Below are 22,954 nucleotides of genomic sequence, written 5' to 3'. Positions count from 1 at the left end.
ATGAACAATCTGTTTTATCTTTCCCTTTTTTTACGATACGATATACTATAGATATGGAACCATTTGAACGGAGGAATACAAGTGAACGAACAAAAAAGACTTTACAAAGAAGCGATGCAGGTTTTAAAAGATACAAGCCGCACGTTTTATATACCTATTACTTTTTTAAAAAATGATTTAAAGATATCGGTGGCTGCTGCCTATTTAGCCATGCGTGCCATTGATGAAATTGAAGATCATGAACAGCTTTCGAATGATGTGAAATTTAATTTATTGTCCGCAACAAGTGAATTATTAAAGGACACATTTAATAAAGAAGCTTATCAAGCATTATTAGCACCTTATGCCGATCAACTGCCAGAAGTATCCCTTCGATTAGCAGATTGGCTAACATTTTGTCCTGAGGAATCGCGAAAAATTGTTCAGGCTTCCACAAGCGAAATGGCTTTTGGTATGGCCAAATGGGCAAAGGCCAATTGGCAGGTGCATACACGCGAGGATTTGGATGATTATACATACTACGTGGCAGGGCTTGTAGGGACGATGCTGTCTGAGCTTTGGGCGTGGGGTGCCAACGTTCAAACTGATCGTGAGCTAGCAATAGGCTATGGTCGTGGACTCCAGGCTGTCAACATCTTACGTAATCAGCATGAGGATTTAGATGAACGTGGTGTCAACTTCGTGCCTGATGGCTGGACACGCGAAGATTTGTTTGTCTATGCTGAAGAAAATTTAGCCAAAGCAGACCTCTATATGAAAGATATTAATAAACGTACCATTCTGCTGTTTTGCCGCCTACCACTTGCCTTAGCCCACAAAACGTTGAAGGCGATGCAAGAAGGTCGAGAAAAAATGACGCGCGCCGAAGTAGAGCAGACTGTGGAAGAGGTACAAGCTGACTAACATCAAAAGCCCCAGTAAACCAATACTGGGGCTCTTCTTAATTTATATCGAATCTATAAATTTGACAATCAATTCATAGCTCAAATAGATGGACAGCATCGAAAGCAACATAAGTACGATCCCTTCCACCTTGCTACCCGTTTTCGTTGTAAGTGGAAAACGAATGGATACAGTCGCTGGGAAAAATAGTTTAACGCCCTTTTTTGTACACATATCAAGCAGGATATGACTAGCCATCCCTATAATAATCCCAATGGAAATTGCTTTGTAAGGAACTAAAGTATGTAACGCCACCATAACGAACAATAGGAAAAGCAAACTATGTGTAAAGGAACGATGTCCAAACACTGTATTAACCAGCTTCGCGAGGATGGGAAATGTTCGACCGATTTTACTACCTCTATGACATATATCTGGAAGTAATGCACCGATAACACCTGCCCCTACTAAGACAAGTGGGTTATCATTTGAAAACTGTGCAAAGGCGAGACTTGCTGTGATGCCCCCAACAATATGGGTGTTCCCTTGCATAAATTACTTCCACTCCTTCTCTCTCTATTTTTTCCTTCTTACTGTACCATAATTCCGCCCGAAAGGGAACGTACATTCCGAACATACGCTCGAAAATATTTTTCAACTCATTATTTGTATAGCGATATAGAATATGGATAAAAATAGGGATGGAGGTTATATATGAGAGCTTATAAAGGACTACTTTTTATCTTTTGCATAATGGGCACTAGTGCTTTTCTTTGGTATGTCGCTACACCTATGGAGCCCATCCATCCATTGAACATACTAAGCCATCTCATTGGAGGCTTAGCCATGACTAGTTTATTTCTTGTGTTCTTATTGGCTACCAGAATGAAACTGTTAGAGCGTTGGTTTTCTAGTCTTGAGCATGTTTATTTTTATCATAAATTACTCGCAATCCTTTCACTTGGATTCATCCTCTTGCATGGTCAGTTGCAAAAAATGATTACTGATGAGGCAGTCATACAAGAAACCTCACTAAAAGACTTCGCTAAAGACCTTGGTGAGCTTGCCCAATATGGCTTTATTGCCCTGATTGTCCTAGCGTTCATTGCAAAGTTTTTAAAGTATGAGCATTGGCGCTGGCTACATCGTTTACTACTTGTACCTTATACTTTCGGTATTTATCATGCTTATTTTTCTAGCCAATATGATTTATTACAACCTTCTCCTTTAGGCATTTTCACAGCACTGACAACAACGATTGGTTTTATGTCTGCTCTGTATATGTTGACAATGTATCAAGATATGTTCTTTCCATATACAGGTCATGTTTCAGCCATTCAAAGGCTGAACGCCCATGTGATTGAAGTTGAGCTGACACTCATAAAAAAACTCGACTATCGACCAGGACAATTTCTCTTTTTAAAAATTTTTCAAGAGGGTATCGAAAAAGCGCCACACCCCTTCTCTATTACTGGTGGTAATGGCGAACAAATCACGGTAACAATCAAAGCCATTGGAGATTATACGAAACAGCTCTACAACGATCTTCAATTCAATACACCAGTTGCCATAGCTGGGCCATATGGTCATTTTGACTTTGATCGAGTGGCCAATCAGCAAATTTGGATTGCTGGTGGCATGGGCATTACACCTTTTCTTGCCTATTTACAAACAAAGCCTGATAAGAAAATTGACTTGTATTATTCCTTCCATGGTCAAGACAATGCCATCTACAAAGATTTTCTACAGAGCTATGCTCGAATGAACGATCATTTCACTGTCACCTTTATTAATACAGCTCATGAAGAAAAGCTATCCTTCCATCAGCTGTCACTATCTGCTGAAACAAGTGTTTTTATTTGTGGACCCCCAAAAATGATTAAACAATTCAAATCGGCTCTGCCTACAAAAAGCGTGGAGTGGGAAGCTTTTTCATTTAGATCCTAAAAAGGCGTACATCTTCCTATCGATGTACGCCCTACTATTAGACAGTAAATTCAGCTGTTTCTTCCTGCAAATTTTGAGCAAGCTGTGCTAACTGCTCAGAGGCTACAGCCATTTCATTCATGGTGGAGGCTTGTTCCTCAGTGATGGCCGAAACATTTAATGTATAATCATTTGTTGCCATCGCCTGTTGGTTAATCATCTGCACTTGTGCTGTCACTTCCTGCAAGTTTTTAAAAGCATCTGCTGTTGTATTACTCGTTTCTCGTATCGTCATCTGGAGCCCTTCAATGGCACTAGCAATCGTATCAAAGGTAGTACCTGCTTGCTGGACAGAACCAATACCTTGGTGAGCAATTTTTCGACTTTGCTCCATCATGTCCACCGCCTCATTCATTTGGTCCTGAATCGTCAGCACGACCTTCGCAATGTCTAAAGAGGCTCTACTTGTCTGTTCAGCAAGTGCTTTAACCTCACCAGCTACAACGGCAAAACCTTTTCCTGCCTCGCCTGCTCGTGCCGCCTCTATAGCCGCATTGAGAGATAATAAATTAGTTTGGTCAGTAATAGCAGAAATAAGCTGACTCATTTGCTCAATTTGAGCGGATTGCACCTTCAGGCTACTCACCAGATTAGCACTGCTGTCTACCTGTGCATGCAGCTGGACAATGTCATCCACAAAAGCCCGTATTTTTTGCGAGCCCCCTGTAGCTAGATGAGAGGTTGTTACCGACTGTTGCACTGCCTCTTGTAAATCGTCCATGGCAGTCTTCATGTCATCACCTAATTGTGTTGTGACACCTGTTAATTGACTACTCACCTGCTGCTGTGAACTCGTATTTTCAGCCACATTTTGCATAGAAACAGCTACTTCCGTGACGGTTTTATTGACCTCTTGTACACTGGCTGTTAATTCTTCGGCAGTGGAGGCAACTGTCTCCGTTTCAGCAACAATGCGCTGTATCATAGACCCTAACCCTTCCACAGACTCATTATAGTACTGTGCCATTTCACCAAATTCATCCTTTGTATGAATGGCCATTTGTTTCGTTAAATCACCCGTAGCAAGGTAGCCTAAATATGTATTCATCGTTTTCACTTCCGTACGTATATAGCGAGCAAGGAAATAAATAATGATGGTGATCAGGGCAATAAGCACCACACTAATCACGATTTGCTGCTGAAGCATCGCCTGTACCTCACTGTAAAGCTCATCTGTAGGAACAAGTAAAACCAATTTCCACGGCATGTTCTGAATTTGCTGATATTGTAGCGTAAAGTCATTCCCATCAATCGTTGTCTGTATTAGCTTTTTCTGCTCAGCTAGCTGCTCAACAGGAATATTTAAAAATTGCTGAATCGTCTCTTTATTTACTTTATCTACATCAGGATGCGTTAAAAAATTCCCACTATCATCTATTAAAAAGGCATAGCCACTCTGTCGAATTTGCACATCAGAGACAATGGATTGGATAGAATCTAACACATAATCCCCTGTAATAACCCCCACTGGCTTAGAATCTTTCACAATTTGTGTGCCAAATGAAATAAACATTTCTCCTAAGGCCTCATCAAAATAAGGTGTTGTATGGACAATGCTATTCGAGTGGATGCTGTTGCGGTACCATTCCTGCTCATGAAAATGATAGGCTGGATCTTCATACGTATCCGTAGAGACAATTTTTTCTCCTTCTTTATAGGCATACGGGCCAAAAATTTCCCCCTTTGCCACATCCTCCTCTAGCCATAACCCCATACCATAAGTTTCCTTATTGTATGGCAATAGCTGCTGTACATAGCGAATAAATTGCTCTCTCGTCATCATACTGTCAGCTGATTCTATCGTTGTCTTTGCACTATAAATCAACTGAATATGCGCATGTAATTTGCTCTCAACAGAGCCCGTTACATCATCTGCCAGTAAAGACATTTCATTTTCAATAGAGCTTTCAAGTTCATGTGATGCACTCAAATAATTAAGGAAGGACATACCACCTAGAAAAACAATAATAATAGGAATAAGTATCCCTATTTTTGCCATAAGCTTTAAATTTCCCAATAGTTTTTTCATCTGTCTGTCACTCCATACCTGTTATTTTTGCTCTATTTACCTTCTAGTATAAATGGATTACCTCTATAAAAATATATTTTTTTGTAACTTTTTAAATGATAGGCAGATAATAAATCCTGTTTTCAAGACTCTTTAATTCGAGCAATTTACTTGGAAAATGAATGCGTTTATCGTATAGTAAAAAACGCATCATATAATGAAGGAGACAAAAAATTATGACAGTGACAAAAAGTTCTTTAAATAAAATTATGCATGAACGTAAATCTGTTCGTAAATACGACGAAAACTATAAAATTCCACAAGAGCAATTAGAACAATTACTTGTAGAAGCGACTTCTGCTCCATCATCTAGCAACCTACAACCTTGGCGCTTTTTAGTAATTCAAGACGAGGCAATCAAAAAAGAATTACGTGCCATCGCAAACAATCAAGAACAAATCGAAACATCCTCAGCGATTATTGCCGTTTTAGGCGATACAAAAATGTACGAAAATGCCGAGGCTGTTTATACGAAAAACTTTGATCTTGGTTATATTGATGAAGCAACCAAAGATTTAATGATCAATAACTCGATAAACTTATATTCTCAGCTTCCACAAGAAGTGTTAAAGAATATCGTTACATTTGATGCTGGTCTAATTTCTATGCAAATTATGCTTTTAGCAAAAGACATGGGCTATGATACAGTCCCAATGGGCGGATTTAATAAAGAAGCCTTCGCTCAACACTTTGCATTAGAAGACCATATCGTACCCGTCATTTTAATTGCGATTGGTAAAGCAGCAGCTCCTGCATATAATTCTTCTCGTATTGAGCTAGAGCATATCGCTAAATTCATTTAATCCAAGCAAAAATGCCACCCTATATTTTAGTAGGATGGCTTTTTTTAGAATTCGATGGCATGTTCTGACCTTCTATCATCATAGGATAGTAATGTTTTGTATAAAGCAAATGAAAAACACTAAAAATGATTCTCCAAAACTAGCACAATAATTTTCACAATGATATTTTTTGCTTTTTTTGTATTTATTACTCAAAAAATCATCATCAAAGACTTAAAAATAAATTATATTCTAGTACATTCGTGCGATTTCTACTAAATATTACATTAAATTCGTTGTAGCTTAAACAGGCTAGGCTTGTTATGATTAGTTGGTATTTTCAAATGAAGGGAGGTTTCACTGATGTATAATTACGATAGTTCTTATTACTCTAATGATTGGGATGCAGCTATGGGTGGTCTGTTTATAATACTTATTTTAGCAGCTCTTGTTCTTGGTTTAATCGCCTACATTATTAGTGCACTCATTTATTTTATGACGTCTAAAACAAATGGTTTTGGAGATGTAGCCTATATCGCTTGGATTCCTATTATTAATGTATACAGTCTTTTCCTACTGACTGCTGGTGGGGATAATCGGGAAACGGTACGTGCCACAGCGTTAAAAAATACGCTTATTTATGCGGGCATGTTCATCGTTTCGTTTATTCCATTTCTCGGCATACTCGCTTCTCTAGGTATGGTAGGCTTTTCAATTTATTTCATGTATCGTCTATTCTATCGCTGGTGTGGCGAAACAGGTAAGGCTGTACTATACACAATTTTAACGGTTATTACGGGCGGATTATTCTTTGCCATTTACGGTTTAATGCGTATGAACAAACCATTCGTTGCCGCTTAATACAACTTGTTAAACCTCTTTATGCCTTCAGGCTAAAGAGGTTTTTTGACGTAATCTCACCTGATAATGTCGCATGGATTTAGGAATCCCCTTTAATTCAAACTCCCCACTATAGACTAAAGTTCGAATTCTATACTCTAAAAAGAAGATATTTGGTGGTTCTTCCATTCTTACAAGTAGCTCTGAAAGGAATACGCCTGTTTGTATAAAATCGATACTTCCTTGTTCATGATGAAGTTGTCCTAGCATCGATATAATGACGGAATCATAGTGATTCTCTGACACTCCTTGTATTCGCTGATGCCGCCATAAACGGCATACATCCTTTGTTTGGGCCAAATCTTGCCATTGCTGTTGAAACATCAGGTGTTCTTTAGTAGTCAATGGCTTGTTGTCATATAGCGCTATGTCCCATTGACGATTAATCACATTCTGTTCACCCGTGTTAATGAGCATGATGTCATTGCTTTTATCGCGCAATAAACAAAGGAAAAAACGAAGGCCACATTGTTCTTCTGCATTATGTCCATACCAAATATAGATGGGTAGATGACTTGGAATATCCTGTATTTCTCTTATCGTATTCTTAAAATGATTGTCATTGACAAAATCGTCCAACCCATCATTTATATTTTCCCTTAACCATTCATGACGAAATGCCTGTCCTCTTTCTTCATCGAGTTTCCAGAGAGGGCCGATCGACAAATCCTCTGGAAACCCGATAACATATTTCGGTGGAGCAAGGGCCCCTCGTAAAGAGCCAGCTACAGCTTCAGAGCAAACAATATGTACCGCTTGTGCAGTAGTTGTGATCATGACCTGCTGAATATAGTCATTAATCATTTCTACCAAAAAATAAAGCTGTTCCTGCTCCATCCAAAAGGTCCAACCCTCCTGCAGCTGACGTTGTTCATGGTGAAAAGCTGTAAATGATTCAGATGGCTGCAGTGCATAGCTCGTCCATTCACCCTTTTCCATCACATCCGCTAGCTTGATATATTCAAATGTTTGAATTTTATATACCAATACCTGATTTGGTTTGTACAAAAAATAAATATATGGATAATGCATGATTGTTTCCATCTGTTCAGTCCCCTTTTTTATTGCATCTTAATGTTAATCTCTTCCAACATTTTTTAAAATAGCAGCTAGCTATCATCATAAATATGGTATTATTATAGTTAGAAAATTTCGAATTCACAACGAAAGGGATTGATGAATGTGTATGAAAATATTTTAAGACACCCAGGGCCAACGCCGATACCAAAAAGGGTTCAGTTGGCGATGAATCGGGATATTTTTAGTCATCGGAGTCAAGAATTTGTAACGTTATACCGAGAAACAATCGAATTAGTAAAACCTGTTTTTGGTACGACACAAGACATCTTACTTTTGCCATCAGGTGGAACAGCTGCCTTGGAGGCTGCGGCAGTCAATACCGTCACTGCGGGTGATGAAGTTGTGGTCATTACCGTTGGAGCATTTGGTGACTATTTCGTGTCCATTTGTGAGCAATATGGCTTCCATGTACATAAGCTTGAAAAAGAATGGGGACAAGCTTGCACAGCCGAGGAACTACGAGCATTTTTACAGCCATTGCACAACGTTAAAGCCGTTTTTGTTACGTACAATGAAACATCTACAGGCATTATAAACCCCGTTGCTGACTTAGCGCAGGTAATCCGCGACGAAACAGATGCCCTTGTTATTGTAGATGGCGTAAGCTGTATTGGTGGTGCCCCTGCTGAAATGGATGCTTGGGGCATCGACATTTTGGTGACAGGCTCTCAAAAGGCTATGATGCTACCTCCAGGACTTTCCCTTATCAGCGTCAGCGAAAGAGCTTGGAAAGTCATCGAGGACAATCAAACACCCGCTTACTATTTAAACTTATTAAGCTATCGAAGCTGGGCCGAAAAGGGCATGACGCCAAATACCCCAGCCATCACACTGATCTATGGATTGCACGAAGTATGTCAACTGATTGAGCAGGAAGGCGGCTTTGCGCAAACTGTAGATCGTCATGAACTTATGAAAAATATGGTACGTAGCGCTATGAAAGCCTTACACATTGAGCTATTAACAGAGGACCAATACGCGTCACCAACCATTACAGCAATCAAGGCCCCTCAAGGAATCGATCTTGGCGAATTTTTAGCCCATCTGAAACAGCACTATCATCTAGATTTTGCTGGCGGGCTTGGTCATCTACAAGGGAAAATTTTCAGATTCGGTCATATGGGCTACTGCTTCCCAAGTGACATTTTACAAGCCGTTTCCCTAATGGAAGCTGCCCTCCAAGACTTCTCCTACGATTTTGAGCCAGGGGCAAGCGTCCTTGCTGCACACGAAGTATTTCTAGCAGCACAACGCAAAGCACTGCAACGTTAAAACAACCAACAGGTGGAGAAAAATTTCTCCACCTGTTTTTTGGTTAGGTTCAACATTATTTTGAAATTGCAGTGAGCGGTGTTCTAGTTATACTTGGTGAGGGCTTTTCCTTTTTTGAGTGAGGTAACATCTTGGCGAGCATTGTGACCTTCTTTTTGAGCGGTTCAGTATACTTCTTGAGCACTTGACTCTCCTCTTGAGCGGGTCCAGTACATTTTACAGGCATTCCCACTTCCTCCATCAAAATGGAGCGAATCTACTACCATCATCCCCCCAATAAAAACAAAGCACTGCCTTTAATCCAACTCCCTGCTCTTCGCCAAATAAGCGGCACGCATTGTGGCAGGGACCATACTGCCACCTGTTGCCCACACAAGATGTGTGGCTTGCGATAGGTGGCTGACGAGGTTGTGCTTTTCGAAATAGGACGAACCTTTTTGGAGTAAGCGGATAGCGCCAAACATTCCGGCATTTGCCGATGGTTCTAAAAACAATGCTTCGCTGTCCATAGCTAACCCTAATGATGTAAATAATTCTTGATCTGACACTGTATAGCAGCCACTTATATAGGTTTCCATCACTTTGCCAACAAACTTGGATGCACGACCAACAGCTAGACCGTCTGCTTCTGTTTTATTGTCAAGGCCAATATCCTCCACACTAATGGCATCATGTAAACCAGTCATTAGACCAATCGTCATACAAGGAGAGGCGACTGGCTCAGCAAAGAAAATATGCACATGCTCGCCGAATATTTCCCGTAATCCATAGGCCACCCCCCCTGGTCCTCCACCGACACCACATGGTAAATAGACGAACAATGGCTGCTCTTCATGGACTGTAATATTCGTCTTTTCTAACTGGTCTTTTAATCGTTTTGCGGCTACTGCATAGCCTGCAAATAAATCCTTTGAATTTTCATCATCAATAAAATGACACATCGGATCTTGCTCAGCTTCTTGTCGACCCTGTTCTACGGCTACACTGTAATCAGCCTCATATTCAATTACAGTAGCTCCCTTCTCTCGGAGCAAGGCTTTTTTCCATTCCTTAGCATCACTCGACATATGTACAACGACATTAAAGCCGAGCTTCTTGCCCATAATGCCGATACTTAAACCTAAATTACCTGTGGAGCCTACTGCAATCGTGTATTGCTGGAAAAACGACTGGAATGCCTCTGTTGCTAAAAGTGCATAATCATCCTCTACTTTGAGCCTTCCACTTGCCATCGCTAGCCTTTCTGCATGTTTTAATACTTCATAAATCCCACCTCGTGCTTTGATTGAGCCTGAGATGGGTAGCGCATGATCGCATTTTAATAGCAGGTGACCTGGTATAGACACACCGTATTTTTGTTCAAGTGCCTTTTTCATCGCTGGAATCTCCTGAATCGTGGATTCAATTAGGCCATCACTTTCTACGAGCTCAGGAAATGCCACTTTTAAATAAGAAGAAAATCGTTGTAGTGTGTTTTCCGCATCCTCGACTTCGGCCATAGTAAAGAGTCTTGTTTCTGGATTTTCCATCCAATTTGTATTTTCCCACAATACAGTTCCCTTATTTGCTATTTCCTTTAGCTGTGGATATTGCTGAAATAGTTCGCGTTTACGTTCATTTTTCACCTGTAGATTCCTCCATTTTATGAGCTAAAATTGCTCGTTCACAAATTTGTCGAAATTTCATTTCAAACGAATTATTGTTTTCTTGTGTCCTTTTTTTAGGTCCCTTTGTTCTTCCTCCTGCCCGTCTAATTTTTTGACCAACATGACGCATATCGAGCAAACGTTCGATATTTTCATCAGACATTTCTCGTCCATTTTGATCAATTGGATAGCCTCCTCTTGCTAAAACCATTGCAGCTAATCCGTAATCCTGTGTTATAACAATATCGTGTTTTGAAAGCGCGTTCACTAGCGTAAAATCAACTGAATCTGGACCTTTGGGTACAATAATTGTTATTACATTATCACGTTCCACCCGATGGGATGTATCGCAAAACAAGATAGTTTCAATCTCAAATTCAGATGATATAGATAGCGCCAAATCCACGACTGGACAAGCATCTGCGTCAATTAGAATCTTCACAATAAAGCATCATTCCTTTCTCATAATTAGATAAATCACTTTAAATAAAATTATTTTAATATATTATTTTCGTAACCTCTCTTGCTCAATTTTTCACAAACTTAAAAAGTATTTTATTGAATAGTTTGAAAAATAGATATACGATACACCTATCAACTAAATGGGGGTTTTAACTATGACAATGACAACTGTTAGCAACGAGCAATTAGCAAAAGAATACGTAGATGGCGTATTTGAGCAACTTAAACAACAGAACAGTCATCAAGCGGAATTTTTACAAGCAGCTGAAGAAATTTTCATCTCATTAGTACCTGTATTCACACAGCATCCTGAATATATCAAGGCCAATATTTTATCTCGTATCGTGGAGCCAGATCGCATTATTTCTTTCCGTGTAGCATGGCAAGATGATCACAACCAAGTACAGGTAAATCGTGGTTATCGCGTTCAATACAGCAATGTAATGGGACCTTACAAAGGCGGTCTTCGTTTCCACCCTTCCGTGAATGAATCCATCATTAAGTTCCTAGGCTTTGAGCAAATCTTTAAAAATGCTTTAACAGGGCAACCAATCGGTGGTGGTAAAGGCGGTTCAAACTTCGATCCGAAAGGCAAATCAGACTCAGAAATTATGCGTTTCTGCCAAGCATTCATGACTGAATTATACCGTCATATTGGTCCAGATGTCGATGTTCCTGCTGGTGATATTGGCGTTGGTGCTCGTGAAGTAGGTTATTTATGGGGCCAATATAAACGTTTAACAAAAGCAAATGAATCTGGTGTATTAACAGGTAAAACGCCTGGCTATGGTGGCTCTTTAGCACGTAAAGAAGCAACAGGTTACGGCACGGTTTATTTTGTTAATGAAATGCTAAAAGATGCGAACGATTCATTCCAAGGAAAAACAGTAGTTGTTTCTGGTTCTGGTAACGTTTCTACTTATGCGATTGAAAAAGCACAACAATATGGTGCAAAAGTGGTTGCTTGTTCGGATTCTTCAGGCTATATCTTTGACCCAGAGGGCTTAGATCTAGAAGCTATTAAAGAAATCAAAGAAGTTAAAGGTGACCGTATTTCAACTTACATTAATTACCGACCAAATGCTACTTTTACAGAAGGTTGTACAGGTATTTGGACAATTCCTTGTGACATTGCCCTACCATGTGCTACGCAAAATGAAATTAACGGAGAGTCAGCTCGTACATTAATTTCAAATGGTGTTAAAGCAATTGGTGAAGGTGCAAATATGCCATCAGACCTTGAAGCCATCAATGAATTCCTAAATGCAGGGGTTTTATTTGGTCCTGCAAAAGCGGCGAATGCTGGTGGAGTTGCTGTATCTGCTCTTGAAATGGCACAAGATTCAAGTCGCGTATTTTGGTCATTTGAAGAAGTAGATGCGAAACTTCACCAAATTATGAAAAATATTTATACAGACAGTAAAGCAGCAGCTGAAAAATATGGCTTCCCAGGGAACTTAGTAGTTGGTGCAAACATCGCTGGCTTTATCAAAGTAGCAGATGGCATGCTTACTGAAGGTGTCTATTAATAACATTCTTTTTTAACAGGTTCCTAACATTTGAATTGGGAATATTCTTAATTTCACGCAAGATGGTAACGAACATTCGTTATCATCTTATTTTTTATTAGAAATTCCGTTATAAAACATGTAAATAAACGTTTTAAACGAACATTTTTATTATTAAATATTTGAAATATTCGTGTTATAATTTTGGGGTACTATGAAATATTGGAGGTTTTTTTGTGGAATTATTGTATACAGGTAAAACAAAAAATGTGTTCAAATTAGAAGACGGCCATTATTTATTAAAATTTAAAGATGATGTTACAGGAGAAAATGGTGTGTTTGACCCAGGTGCTAATACTGTTGGTTTAACGATTGACGGTGCGGGCTTAGCTGGTTTGCGCTTAACTTCTTATTTCTATTCGAAATTAAATCACCAAGGTGTACCTACGCACTATGTTGACGCAAACTTTGAGGATGCCACTATGACCGTGAAACCAGCAACTGTTTTTGGGAAAGGTTTAGAGGTCATTTGCCGCTTCAAGGCAGTCGGTTCATTCCTACGCCGTTATGGTGCTTATGTAAAGGAAGGACAGGAGCTGGACTCTTTTGTGGAAGTAACGATTAAAGATGATGATCGTTTAGACCCCCCTATTTCTGAAGATGCTTTAGCTATGTTAAACCTGTTAACTCACGAAGAATACGCCATTTTAAAACAACGTACAATTGAAATTTCAAAATTTGTGGCGGCAGAGCTTGCTAAAAAAGGCTTAACACTGTATGACATTAAATTAGAATTCGGTCGTGATGCTAAAACAAATGATATTTTATTAATTGATGAAATTTCTGGCGGTAATATGCGTGCTTACAAAGGCGAAGAATATATTGAACCGTTAGAGCTTGAAAAAATGATGTTAGCTGAATAATAGAAGCCATTATGAAAAAGAGTCGGCTGCGGCTCTTTTTTTATTTTTGACGAAACTTTTCCTTCCACCACTCGTATATTAACTATTGTAATAAGCAATTATTCTATAATTTTGGAGGTAGTTTAATGGAAAACTATACGGAGACACCGAAAGAAGAGAGGCCTAAACTAAATCCGTTTTTAGCAGTTTGGATGCATCCAAAACAAGCAGCTCGTTATATGATTAATGAAAAATCGATTGGCTTTGCCATTTTGGTTTTGTCTATTGGTTATATCGGCTCTCTTATGTCAGGGCTGATTGATTCGGAATTATTCCCTAATCTCTCACCATGGATTTTAGCCTTATTATGTGTTATTTTTGCGCCAATCGCTGGGATTATTGGTACGGCTTTTTCCGCCCTCATTTCATGGCTATTTGGTAAATTATTCAAAGGCACTGGTACTTATTCGGACTTATTTAAAGGATTGAGCCTTACAGCCATTCCATTTATTGTACTAATTCCACTTTATTTAATTTGGTTAATAACTTCCCCAGATTCTTTATTAGACCCAAACTTTATCGGTTCATTGCCTTGGATTTTTTGGCCAACTATTTTAGTAACCATCGTTGTTAGTATCTGGTCTTTTGTTATTTCAGTAGGTGTTGTTGCCGAAGCACATCAAATCTCTAACTGGATGGCCTTCTTCACTATTTTTATTCCAGGAATTATTCTTTTCGTTGTATTGTTTGTTCTTTTCTTTATCATTCTCATCGGCATTATCGGTGTTGGTATGATTTAAAAAAATCTCCCCTCTCTGAAGAGAGCGGGAGATTTTTGGCTATAGTTTGAATTGGGCAATCAACGCTTTCAATTGTAAGGCTAACTCTGATAATTGGGCAGATTTTCCTGCCATATCATCCATAGAGCTACTTGTCTCTTCCGTTGTAGCCGTTGTCTGCTCAACACCTGCAGCAGATTCCTCTGCTACCGCAGCAATCTCCTGAATCGAGTTGTTCATTTTACGGCCATCTTCTGTAACCTTCGATAAATTCGTTGAAATTAGTTTAACACTTTCTACTACATCATTGATGGAATAACTAATTGTATTAAACGTTTCGCTAGTAGCTTTTATTTGATTCGTTCCTTCTTTTACCTCTTGGTAACCATCCTCTAAAGAGGTTGTGACAACATCAAAATCCCGCTGAATGTTCGTGACAATTGATGTAATGTCGTTAACTGAAAACGCTACTTGTTCTGCCAGCTTGCGTACTTCATCTGCCACCACTGCAAATCCTTTGCCCTGCTCACCAGCTCTAGCCGCTTCAATCGCAGCATTCAAAGCCAGCAGGTTCGTTTGATCTGCTATATCTTTAATAACAACGACCAGCTTTGAAATTTCCTGAGCTTGGGCATCTAAATTTTTCACTTTCTCTACCGCATTTTGCACAATGCTATCAATCTTCACCATTTGAGAATTGGAGGATGTCATTAGCTGACTTCCTTCATTTGTTAATGCTAATACTTCCACAGAGGATTGATGAATATGAGCACCATGCTGATTCGTTTCCTGTAAATCCGCCGTGAAGCGTTCCATCAAGGATGTTAATTCATTCGAATGATGAGCTTGTCCTTCTGCACCTGATGCTAATTCATGCATCGTAATCGCCACTTGCTCCGCTCCCATATTCACTTCATTTGCTGATTGTGTCAGTTCTTTACTAGAAGTATTAATCAAATCAGAAGCTTGCGCGATATTATGAATCATATCCTTCAATTTCTGTTGCATTTGATTCATTGCATTTGCCAGCTTGCCTATTTCATCCTTTGATCGAATAGATATGCTGTCTTGAGATAAATCACCCTGCGCAAACTGTTCCATAGCTTGAGCCACTCGGTTAATCGGTTTTGCCATACTACTTGCATATTGCCAAATCACAAATATGCCCACAATAACCGCAATAGCAATCACAATGATTGTTAATTTTAAAATACTTTCTGCTGGTTTATTGAAATCCATTAAATAAGTACTCGCACCAATAACCCATCCCCAATAAGGGTCTGTTTCTGTATAAACACCCTTTTCTTCCAATTGATCTGTATTTGGTAATGCCCATTCATAGCTTACAAAGCCACCACCATCATTCCCAACGGCAATGATTTCTTGCATATATTTAAAGCCACTATCATCCTGCTCATCCCAGACATTAGAGCCCTCTATGTTAGGGTGTGCGATGGAGTTCCCTTTTTGGTCTACGACGAATATATAGCCGTTATCGCCTAGCTTAATCTCTTTATTAATCGGTCGTTTTCCTTCGCTATCCTTCTCACCTAAAATCGCAATCTTTACTTTTTCTTGCGCTTCCTCTAAGGATAGATTGCCTGCCTCTACCTGTTGATTGAATTGCTCAATCATGGCAATGGTCATTTCTACACTGTTTCGTAAATTCTCTTTTCCTACTGTCTCTAAATTTGCTTTACTTTGTTGATAGCTTGAAAAGCCAAGAATAATAAGGGGAATCAATAAAAGCAGCAAAGAGAAAGCAATCAGCTTCGCCTTAATGGATCGAAATTGAAATAATGATTTCATATGGCCAACACCTCTTTCATTTTATATGTACTTTAGACCTAATTTTCACAATAAAATTGAAAAATTAAGCAGTTATTCCTCTAAAACAGAAAATGTAAATTATTACATTATTCATATTCATTTTATTACATAAAAAATCAAACAACAACATTTTTCGAGCATATTCGCCATTAAATCACAAAAAAATAGATAAAGAAAAGTTTATCACTTTTCTTTATCTATTTTTAGAAAGCGGTTATTCACTAGACAGATAGAGCCGTACTTTGTTGGAATAATTCCGATACGCCCGATTCAACAGCAGCGCCACTTACAGCTCGTGAAACGATTGCCACAACACGCTCATCTAAAGATTTCGGTACAATATATTCCTCTGTTAATTCGGCGTCACTTACAAGAGAAGCAATGGCTTCAACTGCCGCTAATTTCATCGTTTCATTAATATCCATTGCTCGCACATCTAAAGCCCCCCGGAAAATACCAGGGAATGCTAGAACATTATTAATTTGATTTGGATAATCTGAACGACCCGTGCCCATAATACGCACACCCCAAGCTTTAGCATTTTCATAGGTAATTTCAGGGTTTGGATTGGCTAGGGCAAAGACGACTGGATTTTCATTCATGGATGCAATGTGTGCCTCTGTTAATAAATTTGCGACAGAAACCCCGATAAAGACATCCGCACCTGTTAGCGCATCTTCCAGTGTGCCATGCAGTTTTTCTGGATTAGTTAAATGAGCCACTGCTTCTTTAATCGGATTCATCCCTTCTGTACGTCCCTCATAAATAATGCCTTTTGTATCGCACATATAAATATTTTTGTAGCCCATTTGTACAAGAATTCGTAAAATCGCAATCCCCGCAGCACCAGCACCATTTATCACAACCTTCATCGTTGCAACATCCTTCTTCACAATACGGTTGGCATTAATCATGGCTGCTCCTACAACAATTGCTGTTCCATGCTGATCGTCATGAAATACTGGAATATCACATTCCTGACGTAGGCGATCTTCAATTTCAAAGCATCTAGGCGCTGAAATATCCTCTAAGTTCACAGCACCAAATGTCGGGGCAAGCGCCTTCACAATACTGACGATTTCATCCGTATTTTTCGTATCTAAACAGATTGGAAAAGCATCAACATTGGCAAAACGCTTTAGTAAAATCGCCTTCCCTTCCATTACTGGTAATGCCGCTTTAGGTCCAATATCCCCTAAGCCTAAAACTGCCGTGCCATCCGAAACAACAGCTACCATATTGCCTTTCATCGTATAGTCATAGACAAGTGATGGGTTTTTCTCAATTTCCACACATGGAGCTGCTACTCCAGGTGAATAAGCCAAACTAAGATCATAAGAATCCTGTACTGGCACCTTCGAAATAACCTCTAATTTTCCGCTATAGTGTGCATGCATTTCTAATGCTTTTTTCATTACGTCCATTCCATCCCATCCTTTTCCCTTTGTTTTTCATTATATTTCAGAATCATAATACTTTGTGAAAACATAGTCAACAAATTTTCTGTCAATTTATTTTATCCTTCAAAAATACAGTATTTAATGCCTTTGAATATATTTTTCTGTCAAATTAAACACTTCACAATCAATTATTTTAAGATAATTAATGTTCTATATTACGTCGCATAAAATGTACAACTGTAGCCTTTTCACCTGTTCATCTTTTCACATAGTATTTTTCTTATGTAAATGAGAATTTTTTCACAAACTTATGTAAGCGCATCCATTGTCTTAATTGAGTTTGTCACAATTTATTCACATTTTTTCACAAAGTTTTTTATTATGTATCTCAAAGTATTTATGTAAGTCACAGCTAACCAACAAAAAAAGAGCCCTTATGTTAAGGACTCCTGCGTAAAGTGATGGATAAAAGCCGTGATAATATGCTTGGAAGACCATTGTTCCCCAGATACTTTCGTAATCGGATAATCACGAGGAAAAATTGTTTTGGTCATTTCTTCAATCGTATAACCTTGCATAAACAATTGCTTTACTTTTCCCTCCATGTCTTCTAAATAAGAAATTTTTTCCTGTATTTTTGTTCGCCCATCTGCTATAAAGCCCGCATGACAGCAATAGACGACATCGAAATCGTAGTTGACTATTTTCCTCAAAGACGCCAAGGTATGTACGATGTTTTCTTCATCAAGCACAACCTTCGTCTTTGGCTGGATAAACAAATCTCCTGTAAACATAGCACCTGTTTCCCGATTGTAAAACGACAAATGATCTGTTGTATGCCCAGGTGTTTCAATGACATCCCATGTAGCTGATTTCGTTTGAATAGTATCGCCAATTGCTTGGGCAACAAACGCCGGTCGTTCCCCCCACAGTGCCTGACGATAAAGCGGATAATCTCCATCCACTGCACAAATGCTGACTGAATCTCGGTGTATATAGATAGGTACATTTTTATGATGGTGTTGAATCCATGCAGCATTGCCTACATGATCCTCATGAGAATGCGTTAAGGCCAATTGCTCTATCGGTATTTCATTAAAAAAGGATTGGAATTCCTGCGACAGCGAATAGGAGCCTGTATCAATCAGTAACCCATCCACAAAAAAACTGTACACACTCATGCCAATCCCCTGAACTGCTACTTTACCATGTGCACATCGTACATCACGATGCTGTTCAATCTCTATACTTTTCTCACGTGTAAACATCCTCTTCCCCCTTTGCCCCTTGTACAAAAAAGTGTAGCATATAATGAATGGCGAGTCATTTTTGCGAATAGGTAACAACAACGGAATTTTTCTTTACATGTTTTCCGAAATGCTAACACATAAAGAAATAAACATATATTGACAGTCAGCAAAAGCAATGTATGACTACCTGCCAGTCATTTGTAAAAATTTCTAACTAACAATGATGAAAAGTTTTTAACGCTCTTACAGTTGCGTGTTTACTGGGCTTGCTTACCTCCCTGCTAACACAAAAAAATCCATTTATCTTAAAAAATACAATTTTATTACACTGAGTATCACGTAATTTGATTGTCAATATCTGATGTTTTTTATAGAATCTTATTTATATAAAGTGTAAAGGAGCAATACTTATGGAGACAAAAGAGGTTCAGCATGTATCCAAGCGACAACAGAAGAAAACGATCAATAGAGAAAATATTATTAATGCCGCTATCGAATTATTTAGTTCAAAGTCATTTGCTGAGGTGAGCATGCGGGCTATCGCTAAACATGCAAACGTTTCTCCAGGTCTAATCTATCAATATTTTGATGATCAACAACATTTATTTATGACGGCATTTAAAATTGAAAGCTCCAGCCTTTTAAACGTATTGCACCAAACCGTCGAGGGACAAGATCATCAACTCGAATTACTGGCAACAAAATATATAGAATACATGTATATGCACGATAATTTATATCATATGATGACCTATTTCATGCTAGAAAACGAACAACATGGCAATGTCTCACAAGAGCTACATGACATAATCGATGAGTTATTTTCACTTTTCAGAGAAGCTTTAAGACAACATCTCCCTGATGACCATCTTAAACATACTGTTCAACTTTTTTTCGCATCGTTAAATGGCCTATTAATTACCTATAAAAATTTACCTGGTCGTTCATCAGACTCCAATTTGCAACATATTAAGCAACTAACAAATCTTTTGGTCCATACAATAAAAAGGCAGGAAAAATAATACCTGCCTTTTATTTTTTTATGGTTGTTTGACTACCTGCTTTAACTGATGCTTGAGTAATTTTCCAACAGCATTGCGAGGAAGCTGTTCAACAAACTCTACTTCTTTCACTGCTTTATAAGAAGCTAAATTTTCTTTACAAAACGCCATTATGTCCGCTTCTGTTATCGATATGTTTGGTTTTACCACTATATAAGCTTTTGGAATCTCGCCCCACTTTTCATCCGGCATGCCAATCACCGCTACATCAGCAACAGCTGGATGGTTGGCAAGAGCTAATTCTAATTCTGCAGAATAAATATTTTCTCCGCCACTAATAATCATATCTTTTATTCGATCAACAACATATAAGTAGCCATCACGATCTATATAACCAACATCTCCAGTATGGTACCAACCATTCTTTAATACTTGCTTTGTCGCTTCCCTATTTTCGAAATAGCCAACAAACACTTGTGGGCCACGTAAGCGGATTTCTCCTACCTCACCTGCAGGTAACACTTCGCCTGATTTCACATCAACTACGGCTATTTCACCATGCATCATCGATTTGCCCATAGAATCATACTTATCTTTATTCATCTGCTCCTTCCATATTGTCACTGCCCCTGTGTATTCCGTAATACCATATACCTGCTGAATCGGAATACCTAGTTGACGAAATCCTAAAATAAGTGGCACAGGCACAGATGAAGCACCACAGGTAATGTTACGAATAGAAGATGAGTCAGCGTTAGCAACCTCATACGTTTTTAATAAGTATGCTAACATTGTTGGTACTGTCATCATGGTCGTAATCTTTTCTTGTTCGACAATTTTCCAAGCTGCCATAGGTTCAAACGCTTCCATGAGTACCATTGTACAACCACACAGAATATTTGTGATGAGCGGAGCGATGCCACCTATGTGAAAAAATGGTGCCACCATTAAAAAACGATCATCCTCCCACCAATCGATGGTTTGCGATAACCCCATCCCAGCAGCCAATAAATTATTATGGGAAATCATCGCTCCCTTTGGCTTACCTGTTGTACCCGATGTATACATAATAAGCGCTACGTCATCATTACTTGCATCATAAACAGGTTCTTGACTGTTCTCTTCAAAAATAGCTTGCAAGGAAGGGACAGTTGCATGTGATAGAATGTCAGTATTGACACCTTGTACTTGTAATGCTTGCATCATTGACGCAAAATCAACATCATAAACAATGAGTTTTACTTTACTATTCTCCACAATATATTGAAGCTCCGGCACTTGTAGACGCCAATTTAAAACAACGGTGATGACACCAATTTTCGCTGCTCCCATTAACACTGCAATGAAATCCTCATTGTTTTTGGATAAAATCGCTAGACGATCCCCTTTAGCAAAACCTTGCTTCTTTAAAAAATGAGCAAAGCCATTGGCCCTCGCATTCATTTGTTGAAATGTCCACCGCTTGTCTTTGTGAATAAAAGCCTCCTTCTCCCCCATTAAAACTGCACGATCCTGTAATAACTTACCAATATTAATGTTCATAATTGTCACCCCTAAACAATTTTTGTCTACATATTAATCTAGTGCAATTGGTAAATCCTTTATATCCTTTATCGTTTGCTCCTGGAATAAGGTAAATATCTCTTCCCAGATTTGTTCCCATTTCCTTGCTGCTTGTCGATTTTCAAAGTTTGGTAACGCGGTTAAATTCACCTGCATTAATTGTTCGATTTGCTCTGCAAACCGCTTTACTTCCTTCGCCGAGCTATCTACAAGAATACTAGCAATTAAATCATAAATAGAAATTTGCGGTCTCATCTTCACAAGATCTCTATATATCTGAGATAATAAAACATTTCTAGGCCCCTCCCATAATTCATTCACTAGACTATCTCTAAACAATCTTGGAATGACTGAAAAATCTTCAATCGCCCCATGTCCACCAAAAATAGAAATAGCCAACCTTAGCTTATCTACAGCTTCTTTAGAAGCATAAATTTTTTGCAATAAAATTAATTCACGCACAACGAACGCTTCAAGAGTATTAGGTTCTTGTTGTGTTTGAAGAAACGCTTGGTAAATATGAAAGGCTGAGCCTACAATACGTTTAGCGGCATATTCTAAATCCTCAAGCTGTGCTGCAGCCATTGGAAATTCATCAATGCGCCGATCAAATACTGATCTAAAGCTTGCGTATAGCTTAGCTTCTTGTGCTGCTCTCATTAAAAAAGCACCACTAGCAAATCCAATATCCAACCTTGAGCGGGTTAAAACAATACTAACAGCAAGAGCAACACCTCTATTTTGTGGGCCTACGCGATAAGCAATAGCTCCTTGATAATCGATTTCTGCTGATGGTAACTCTGCAGTACCAATTTTCCATTTCAAACGATTGATCACGTGATGATTTCTTTTCTCTTTTTCCTTATTCCCTTGAAGCCAAGTAGGTACAATAAACACCGCAATATCATCAGTGTGCTCGATGCGCGCAGTCACTACAGCATAATCGGCATGCACCGCTGAGCAGAAAAATTTATTGCCAAATAACCGATAATGATCACCCTCAGGCTTAGCCATTAGTACATTCGCTGGAATGTTTGATCCCCCTTGAATCTCTGACATATACTGTGCACCGATGCCAAAATGTCCCTCATAGCCTTCTGTCACATGCTCATATATACGCTTTACTTCATCAGGAACCTCCTCCTCGAAATGATCGATTAAAGCAACTAGTCCGTCTGTACATGCTAGTGGACAAGTAATACCAGCTTCTCCATTACCATGTAAAAAAAAGCGCTTAATGATCCCTTCATTTTTCAACTGTTCCTTAGAAAATAGACCCTGTCCAAATATGTCTTTCTCCATTTGTTGCATCTGGTTTGAACGAATAATGCGATCAATGCGCTCATTATATGCATTGTAATGTCTTATTTTAGGCTGATTTTCCGGACGTGCACTTTCAGCAGCTATTGCACGCCAGTCCGATGATAGTTTTTTCACAAAAGGCTCCAGTCTCGGCAGCATCTCATCCCATGTTTCATGACAAAACTGTTGCAAAACTTGTAATAAAAAAGGATTATCTAAATCATTCATAGCATCTCTTTTGTCTATAAATTCTCGAAAACTATATGTTTTTTCTCCAACATGCACCAATACACACACTCCTTTTCTAAATTTTAAGAATATTTTAGCATCTTAAATTTAAA

20 protein-coding genes are annotated in these 22,954 nt (G+C 38.8%); 9 read left to right on the top strand and 11 right to left on the bottom strand.

Translation table 11 applies throughout. The annotated features are described in order from the left end of the window. The first annotated feature begins 81 nt into the window (after window positions 1-81). Complete coding sequence (locus tag MHI22_RS01090; protein ID WP_089932545.1) at window positions 82-903, top strand: squalene/phytoene synthase family protein; 822 nt, start codon at window positions 82-84, stop codon at window positions 901-903. A gap of 42 nt (window positions 904-945) precedes the next feature. Here the strand turns inward: MHI22_RS01090 and MHI22_RS01085 are convergent, their stop codons facing one another. Continuing rightward, the gene (locus MHI22_RS01085; RefSeq protein ID WP_101966840.1) at window positions 946-1,434 is read right to left on the bottom strand and encodes a metal-dependent hydrolase; all 489 of its coding nucleotides are present in this window, start codon (window positions 1,432-1,434) and stop codon (window positions 946-948) included. Window positions 1,435-1,728: 294 nt separating this feature from the next. Between MHI22_RS01085 and MHI22_RS01080 the strand changes: the two genes are divergently transcribed. After that, complete coding sequence (locus MHI22_RS01080; RefSeq protein ID WP_340810835.1) at window positions 1,729-2,829, top strand: ferredoxin reductase family protein; 1,101 nt, start codon at window positions 1,729-1,731, stop codon at window positions 2,827-2,829. 37 nt (window positions 2,830-2,866) lie between these two features. Here MHI22_RS01080 and MHI22_RS01075 read toward each other — a convergent pair whose 3' ends face one another. After that, window positions 2,867-4,897: a methyl-accepting chemotaxis protein gene (locus tag MHI22_RS01075; protein WP_340810833.1), complete on the bottom strand. Its 2,031-nt coding sequence runs from the start codon at window positions 4,895-4,897 to the stop codon at window positions 2,867-2,869. Window positions 4,898-5,112: 215 nt separating this feature from the next. Between MHI22_RS01075 and MHI22_RS01070 the strand changes: the two genes are divergently transcribed. Continuing rightward, a complete protein-coding gene (locus MHI22_RS01070; RefSeq protein ID WP_036118238.1) occupies window positions 5,113-5,739 on the top strand; it encodes a nitroreductase family protein in 627 nt (208 codons plus the stop codon). Window positions 5,740-6,081: 342 nt separating this feature from the next. After that, entirely contained in the window at window positions 6,082-6,579 is a 498-nt protein-coding gene (locus MHI22_RS01065; RefSeq protein ID WP_230593752.1) for a hypothetical protein, read from the top strand. Between the two features lie 27 nt (window positions 6,580-6,606). Here the strand turns inward: MHI22_RS01065 and MHI22_RS01060 are convergent, their stop codons facing one another. After that, the gene (locus tag MHI22_RS01060; RefSeq protein WP_340810832.1) at window positions 6,607-7,662 is read right to left on the bottom strand and encodes a DUF1835 domain-containing protein; all 1,056 of its coding nucleotides are present in this window, start codon (window positions 7,660-7,662) and stop codon (window positions 6,607-6,609) included. A 138-nt stretch (window positions 7,663-7,800) separates the two neighbouring features. Between MHI22_RS01060 and MHI22_RS01055 the strand changes: the two genes are divergently transcribed. After that, window positions 7,801-8,970, top strand: a complete 1,170-nt coding sequence (locus MHI22_RS01055) for a pyridoxal-phosphate-dependent aminotransferase family protein (RefSeq protein ID WP_340812688.1) — start codon at window positions 7,801-7,803, stop codon at window positions 8,968-8,970. 55 nt (window positions 8,971-9,025) lie between these two features. On the opposite strand, the gene MHI22_RS01050 is transcribed toward MHI22_RS01055, so the two are convergent. From MHI22_RS01050 to MHI22_RS01040, 3 genes are read right to left on the bottom strand one after another with little or no spacing between them, the layout of a single operon-like run. Continuing rightward, window positions 9,026-9,211, bottom strand: a complete 186-nt coding sequence (locus MHI22_RS01050; RefSeq protein WP_197413018.1) for a hypothetical protein — start codon at window positions 9,209-9,211, stop codon at window positions 9,026-9,028. A 55-nt stretch (window positions 9,212-9,266) separates the two neighbouring features. Further along, complete coding sequence (locus MHI22_RS01045; protein WP_340810830.1) at window positions 9,267-10,595, bottom strand: D-serine ammonia-lyase; 1,329 nt, start codon at window positions 10,593-10,595, stop codon at window positions 9,267-9,269. Continuing rightward, window positions 10,585-11,058 (bottom strand): YaiI/YqxD family protein, encoded by a 474-nt coding sequence (locus MHI22_RS01040; RefSeq protein WP_340810828.1) that lies wholly within the window; start codon window positions 11,056-11,058, stop codon window positions 10,585-10,587. The genes MHI22_RS01045 and MHI22_RS01040 overlap by 11 nt, the downstream gene beginning before the upstream one ends. Before the next feature lie 175 nt (window positions 11,059-11,233). Here MHI22_RS01040 and gdhA point away from each other — a divergent pair, with 175 nt between their 5' ends. The 3 genes from gdhA to MHI22_RS01025 all read left to right on the top strand — a co-directional run bounded on the left by gdhA (window position 11,234) and on the right by MHI22_RS01025 (window position 14,288). Further along, window positions 11,234-12,607: an NADP-specific glutamate dehydrogenase gene (gene gdhA / locus MHI22_RS01035; RefSeq protein ID WP_271912882.1), complete on the top strand. Its 1,374-nt coding sequence runs from the start codon at window positions 11,234-11,236 to the stop codon at window positions 12,605-12,607. Window positions 12,608-12,822: 215 nt separating this feature from the next. Next, entirely contained in the window at window positions 12,823-13,509 is a 687-nt protein-coding gene (locus MHI22_RS01030; protein WP_340810826.1) for a phosphoribosylaminoimidazolesuccinocarboxamide synthase, read from the top strand. A 125-nt stretch (window positions 13,510-13,634) separates the two neighbouring features. After that, window positions 13,635-14,288 carry a Yip1 family protein gene (locus tag MHI22_RS01025; RefSeq protein WP_036118261.1) on the top strand — a complete coding sequence of 218 codons (654 nt, stop codon included), beginning with the start codon at window positions 13,635-13,637 and terminating at the stop codon, window positions 14,286-14,288. A 39-nt stretch (window positions 14,289-14,327) separates the two neighbouring features. Here MHI22_RS01025 and MHI22_RS01020 read toward each other — a convergent pair whose 3' ends face one another. From MHI22_RS01020 to MHI22_RS01010, 3 genes are all read right to left on the bottom strand, one after another. After that, a complete protein-coding gene (locus MHI22_RS01020; RefSeq protein ID WP_340810825.1) occupies window positions 14,328-16,076 on the bottom strand; it encodes a methyl-accepting chemotaxis protein in 1,749 nt (582 codons plus the stop codon). Between the two features lie 242 nt (window positions 16,077-16,318). Continuing rightward, complete coding sequence (locus MHI22_RS01015; protein ID WP_340810824.1) at window positions 16,319-17,521, bottom strand: NAD(P)-dependent malic enzyme; 1,203 nt, start codon at window positions 17,519-17,521, stop codon at window positions 16,319-16,321. Window positions 17,522-17,931: 410 nt separating this feature from the next. Next, window positions 17,932-18,765, bottom strand: coding sequence for an MBL fold metallo-hydrolase (locus tag MHI22_RS01010; RefSeq protein ID WP_340808756.1), 834 nt, complete (start codon window positions 18,763-18,765; stop codon window positions 17,932-17,934). Between the two features lie 392 nt (window positions 18,766-19,157). Between MHI22_RS01010 and MHI22_RS01005 the strand changes: the two genes are divergently transcribed. Further along, window positions 19,158-19,769 (top strand): TetR/AcrR family transcriptional regulator, encoded by a 612-nt coding sequence (locus MHI22_RS01005; RefSeq protein WP_058844658.1) that lies wholly within the window; start codon window positions 19,158-19,160, stop codon window positions 19,767-19,769. 18 nt (window positions 19,770-19,787) lie between these two features. Here the strand turns inward: MHI22_RS01005 and menE are convergent, their stop codons facing one another. Both menE and MHI22_RS00995 read right to left on the bottom strand, forming a co-directional pair. Further along, complete coding sequence (gene menE, locus MHI22_RS01000; protein WP_340810823.1) at window positions 19,788-21,290, bottom strand: o-succinylbenzoate--CoA ligase; 1,503 nt, start codon at window positions 21,288-21,290, stop codon at window positions 19,788-19,790. Window positions 21,291-21,323: 33 nt separating this feature from the next. Beyond that, complete coding sequence (locus MHI22_RS00995; protein WP_340812687.1) at window positions 21,324-22,898, bottom strand: acyl-CoA dehydrogenase family protein; 1,575 nt, start codon at window positions 22,896-22,898, stop codon at window positions 21,324-21,326. Between the last annotated feature and the right edge of the window lie 56 nt (window positions 22,899-22,954).

Origin of the sequence: Lysinibacillus sp. FSL L8-0312 (genome assembly GCF_038003285.1) — a bacterium.
GTDB lineage: Bacteria > Bacillota > Bacilli > Bacillales_A > Planococcaceae > Lysinibacillus > Lysinibacillus fusiformis_D.
The sequence above is the reverse complement of the archived record's forward strand: the minus strand, read 5'-3'. Positions and strand labels throughout refer to the sequence as shown.

Excerpts from the sequence above, each read along its gene's own strand:
- MHI22_RS01005 (WP_058844658.1), top strand. The coding sequence starts at position 19,158 with ATGGAGACAAAAGAGGTTCAGCATGTATCCAAGCGACAACAGAAGAAA.
- MHI22_RS01050 (WP_197413018.1), bottom strand. The coding sequence starts at position 9,211 with ATGGAGGAAGTGGGAATGCCTGTAAAATGTACTGGACCCGCTCAAGAG.
- gdhA (WP_271912882.1), top strand. The coding sequence starts at position 11,234 with ATGACAATGACAACTGTTAGCAACGAGCAATTAGCAAAAGAATACGTA.
- MHI22_RS01015 (WP_340810824.1), bottom strand. The coding sequence starts at position 17,521 with ATGGACGTAATGAAAAAAGCATTAGAAATGCATGCACACTATAGCGGA.
- MHI22_RS01010 (WP_340808756.1), bottom strand. The coding sequence starts at position 18,765 with ATGTTTACACGTGAGAAAAGTATAGAGATTGAACAGCATCGTGATGTA.
- MHI22_RS01080 (WP_340810835.1), top strand. The coding sequence starts at position 1,729 with ATGACTAGTTTATTTCTTGTGTTCTTATTGGCTACCAGAATGAAACTG.
- MHI22_RS01085 (WP_101966840.1), bottom strand. The coding sequence starts at position 1,434 with ATGCAAGGGAACACCCATATTGTTGGGGGCATCACAGCAAGTCTCGCC.
- MHI22_RS01060 (WP_340810832.1), bottom strand. The coding sequence starts at position 7,662 with ATGGAAACAATCATGCATTATCCATATATTTATTTTTTGTACAAACCA.
- MHI22_RS01020 (WP_340810825.1), bottom strand. The coding sequence starts at position 16,076 with ATGAAATCATTATTTCAATTTCGATCCATTAAGGCGAAGCTGATTGCT.
- MHI22_RS01070 (WP_036118238.1), top strand. The coding sequence starts at position 5,113 with ATGACAGTGACAAAAAGTTCTTTAAATAAAATTATGCATGAACGTAAA.
- menE (WP_340810823.1), bottom strand. The coding sequence starts at position 21,290 with ATGAACATTAATATTGGTAAGTTATTACAGGATCGTGCAGTTTTAATG.
- MHI22_RS01065 (WP_230593752.1), top strand. The coding sequence starts at position 6,082 with ATGTATAATTACGATAGTTCTTATTACTCTAATGATTGGGATGCAGCT.
- MHI22_RS01075 (WP_340810833.1), bottom strand. The coding sequence starts at position 4,897 with ATGAAAAAACTATTGGGAAATTTAAAGCTTATGGCAAAAATAGGGATA.
- MHI22_RS01025 (WP_036118261.1), top strand. The coding sequence starts at position 13,635 with ATGGAAAACTATACGGAGACACCGAAAGAAGAGAGGCCTAAACTAAAT.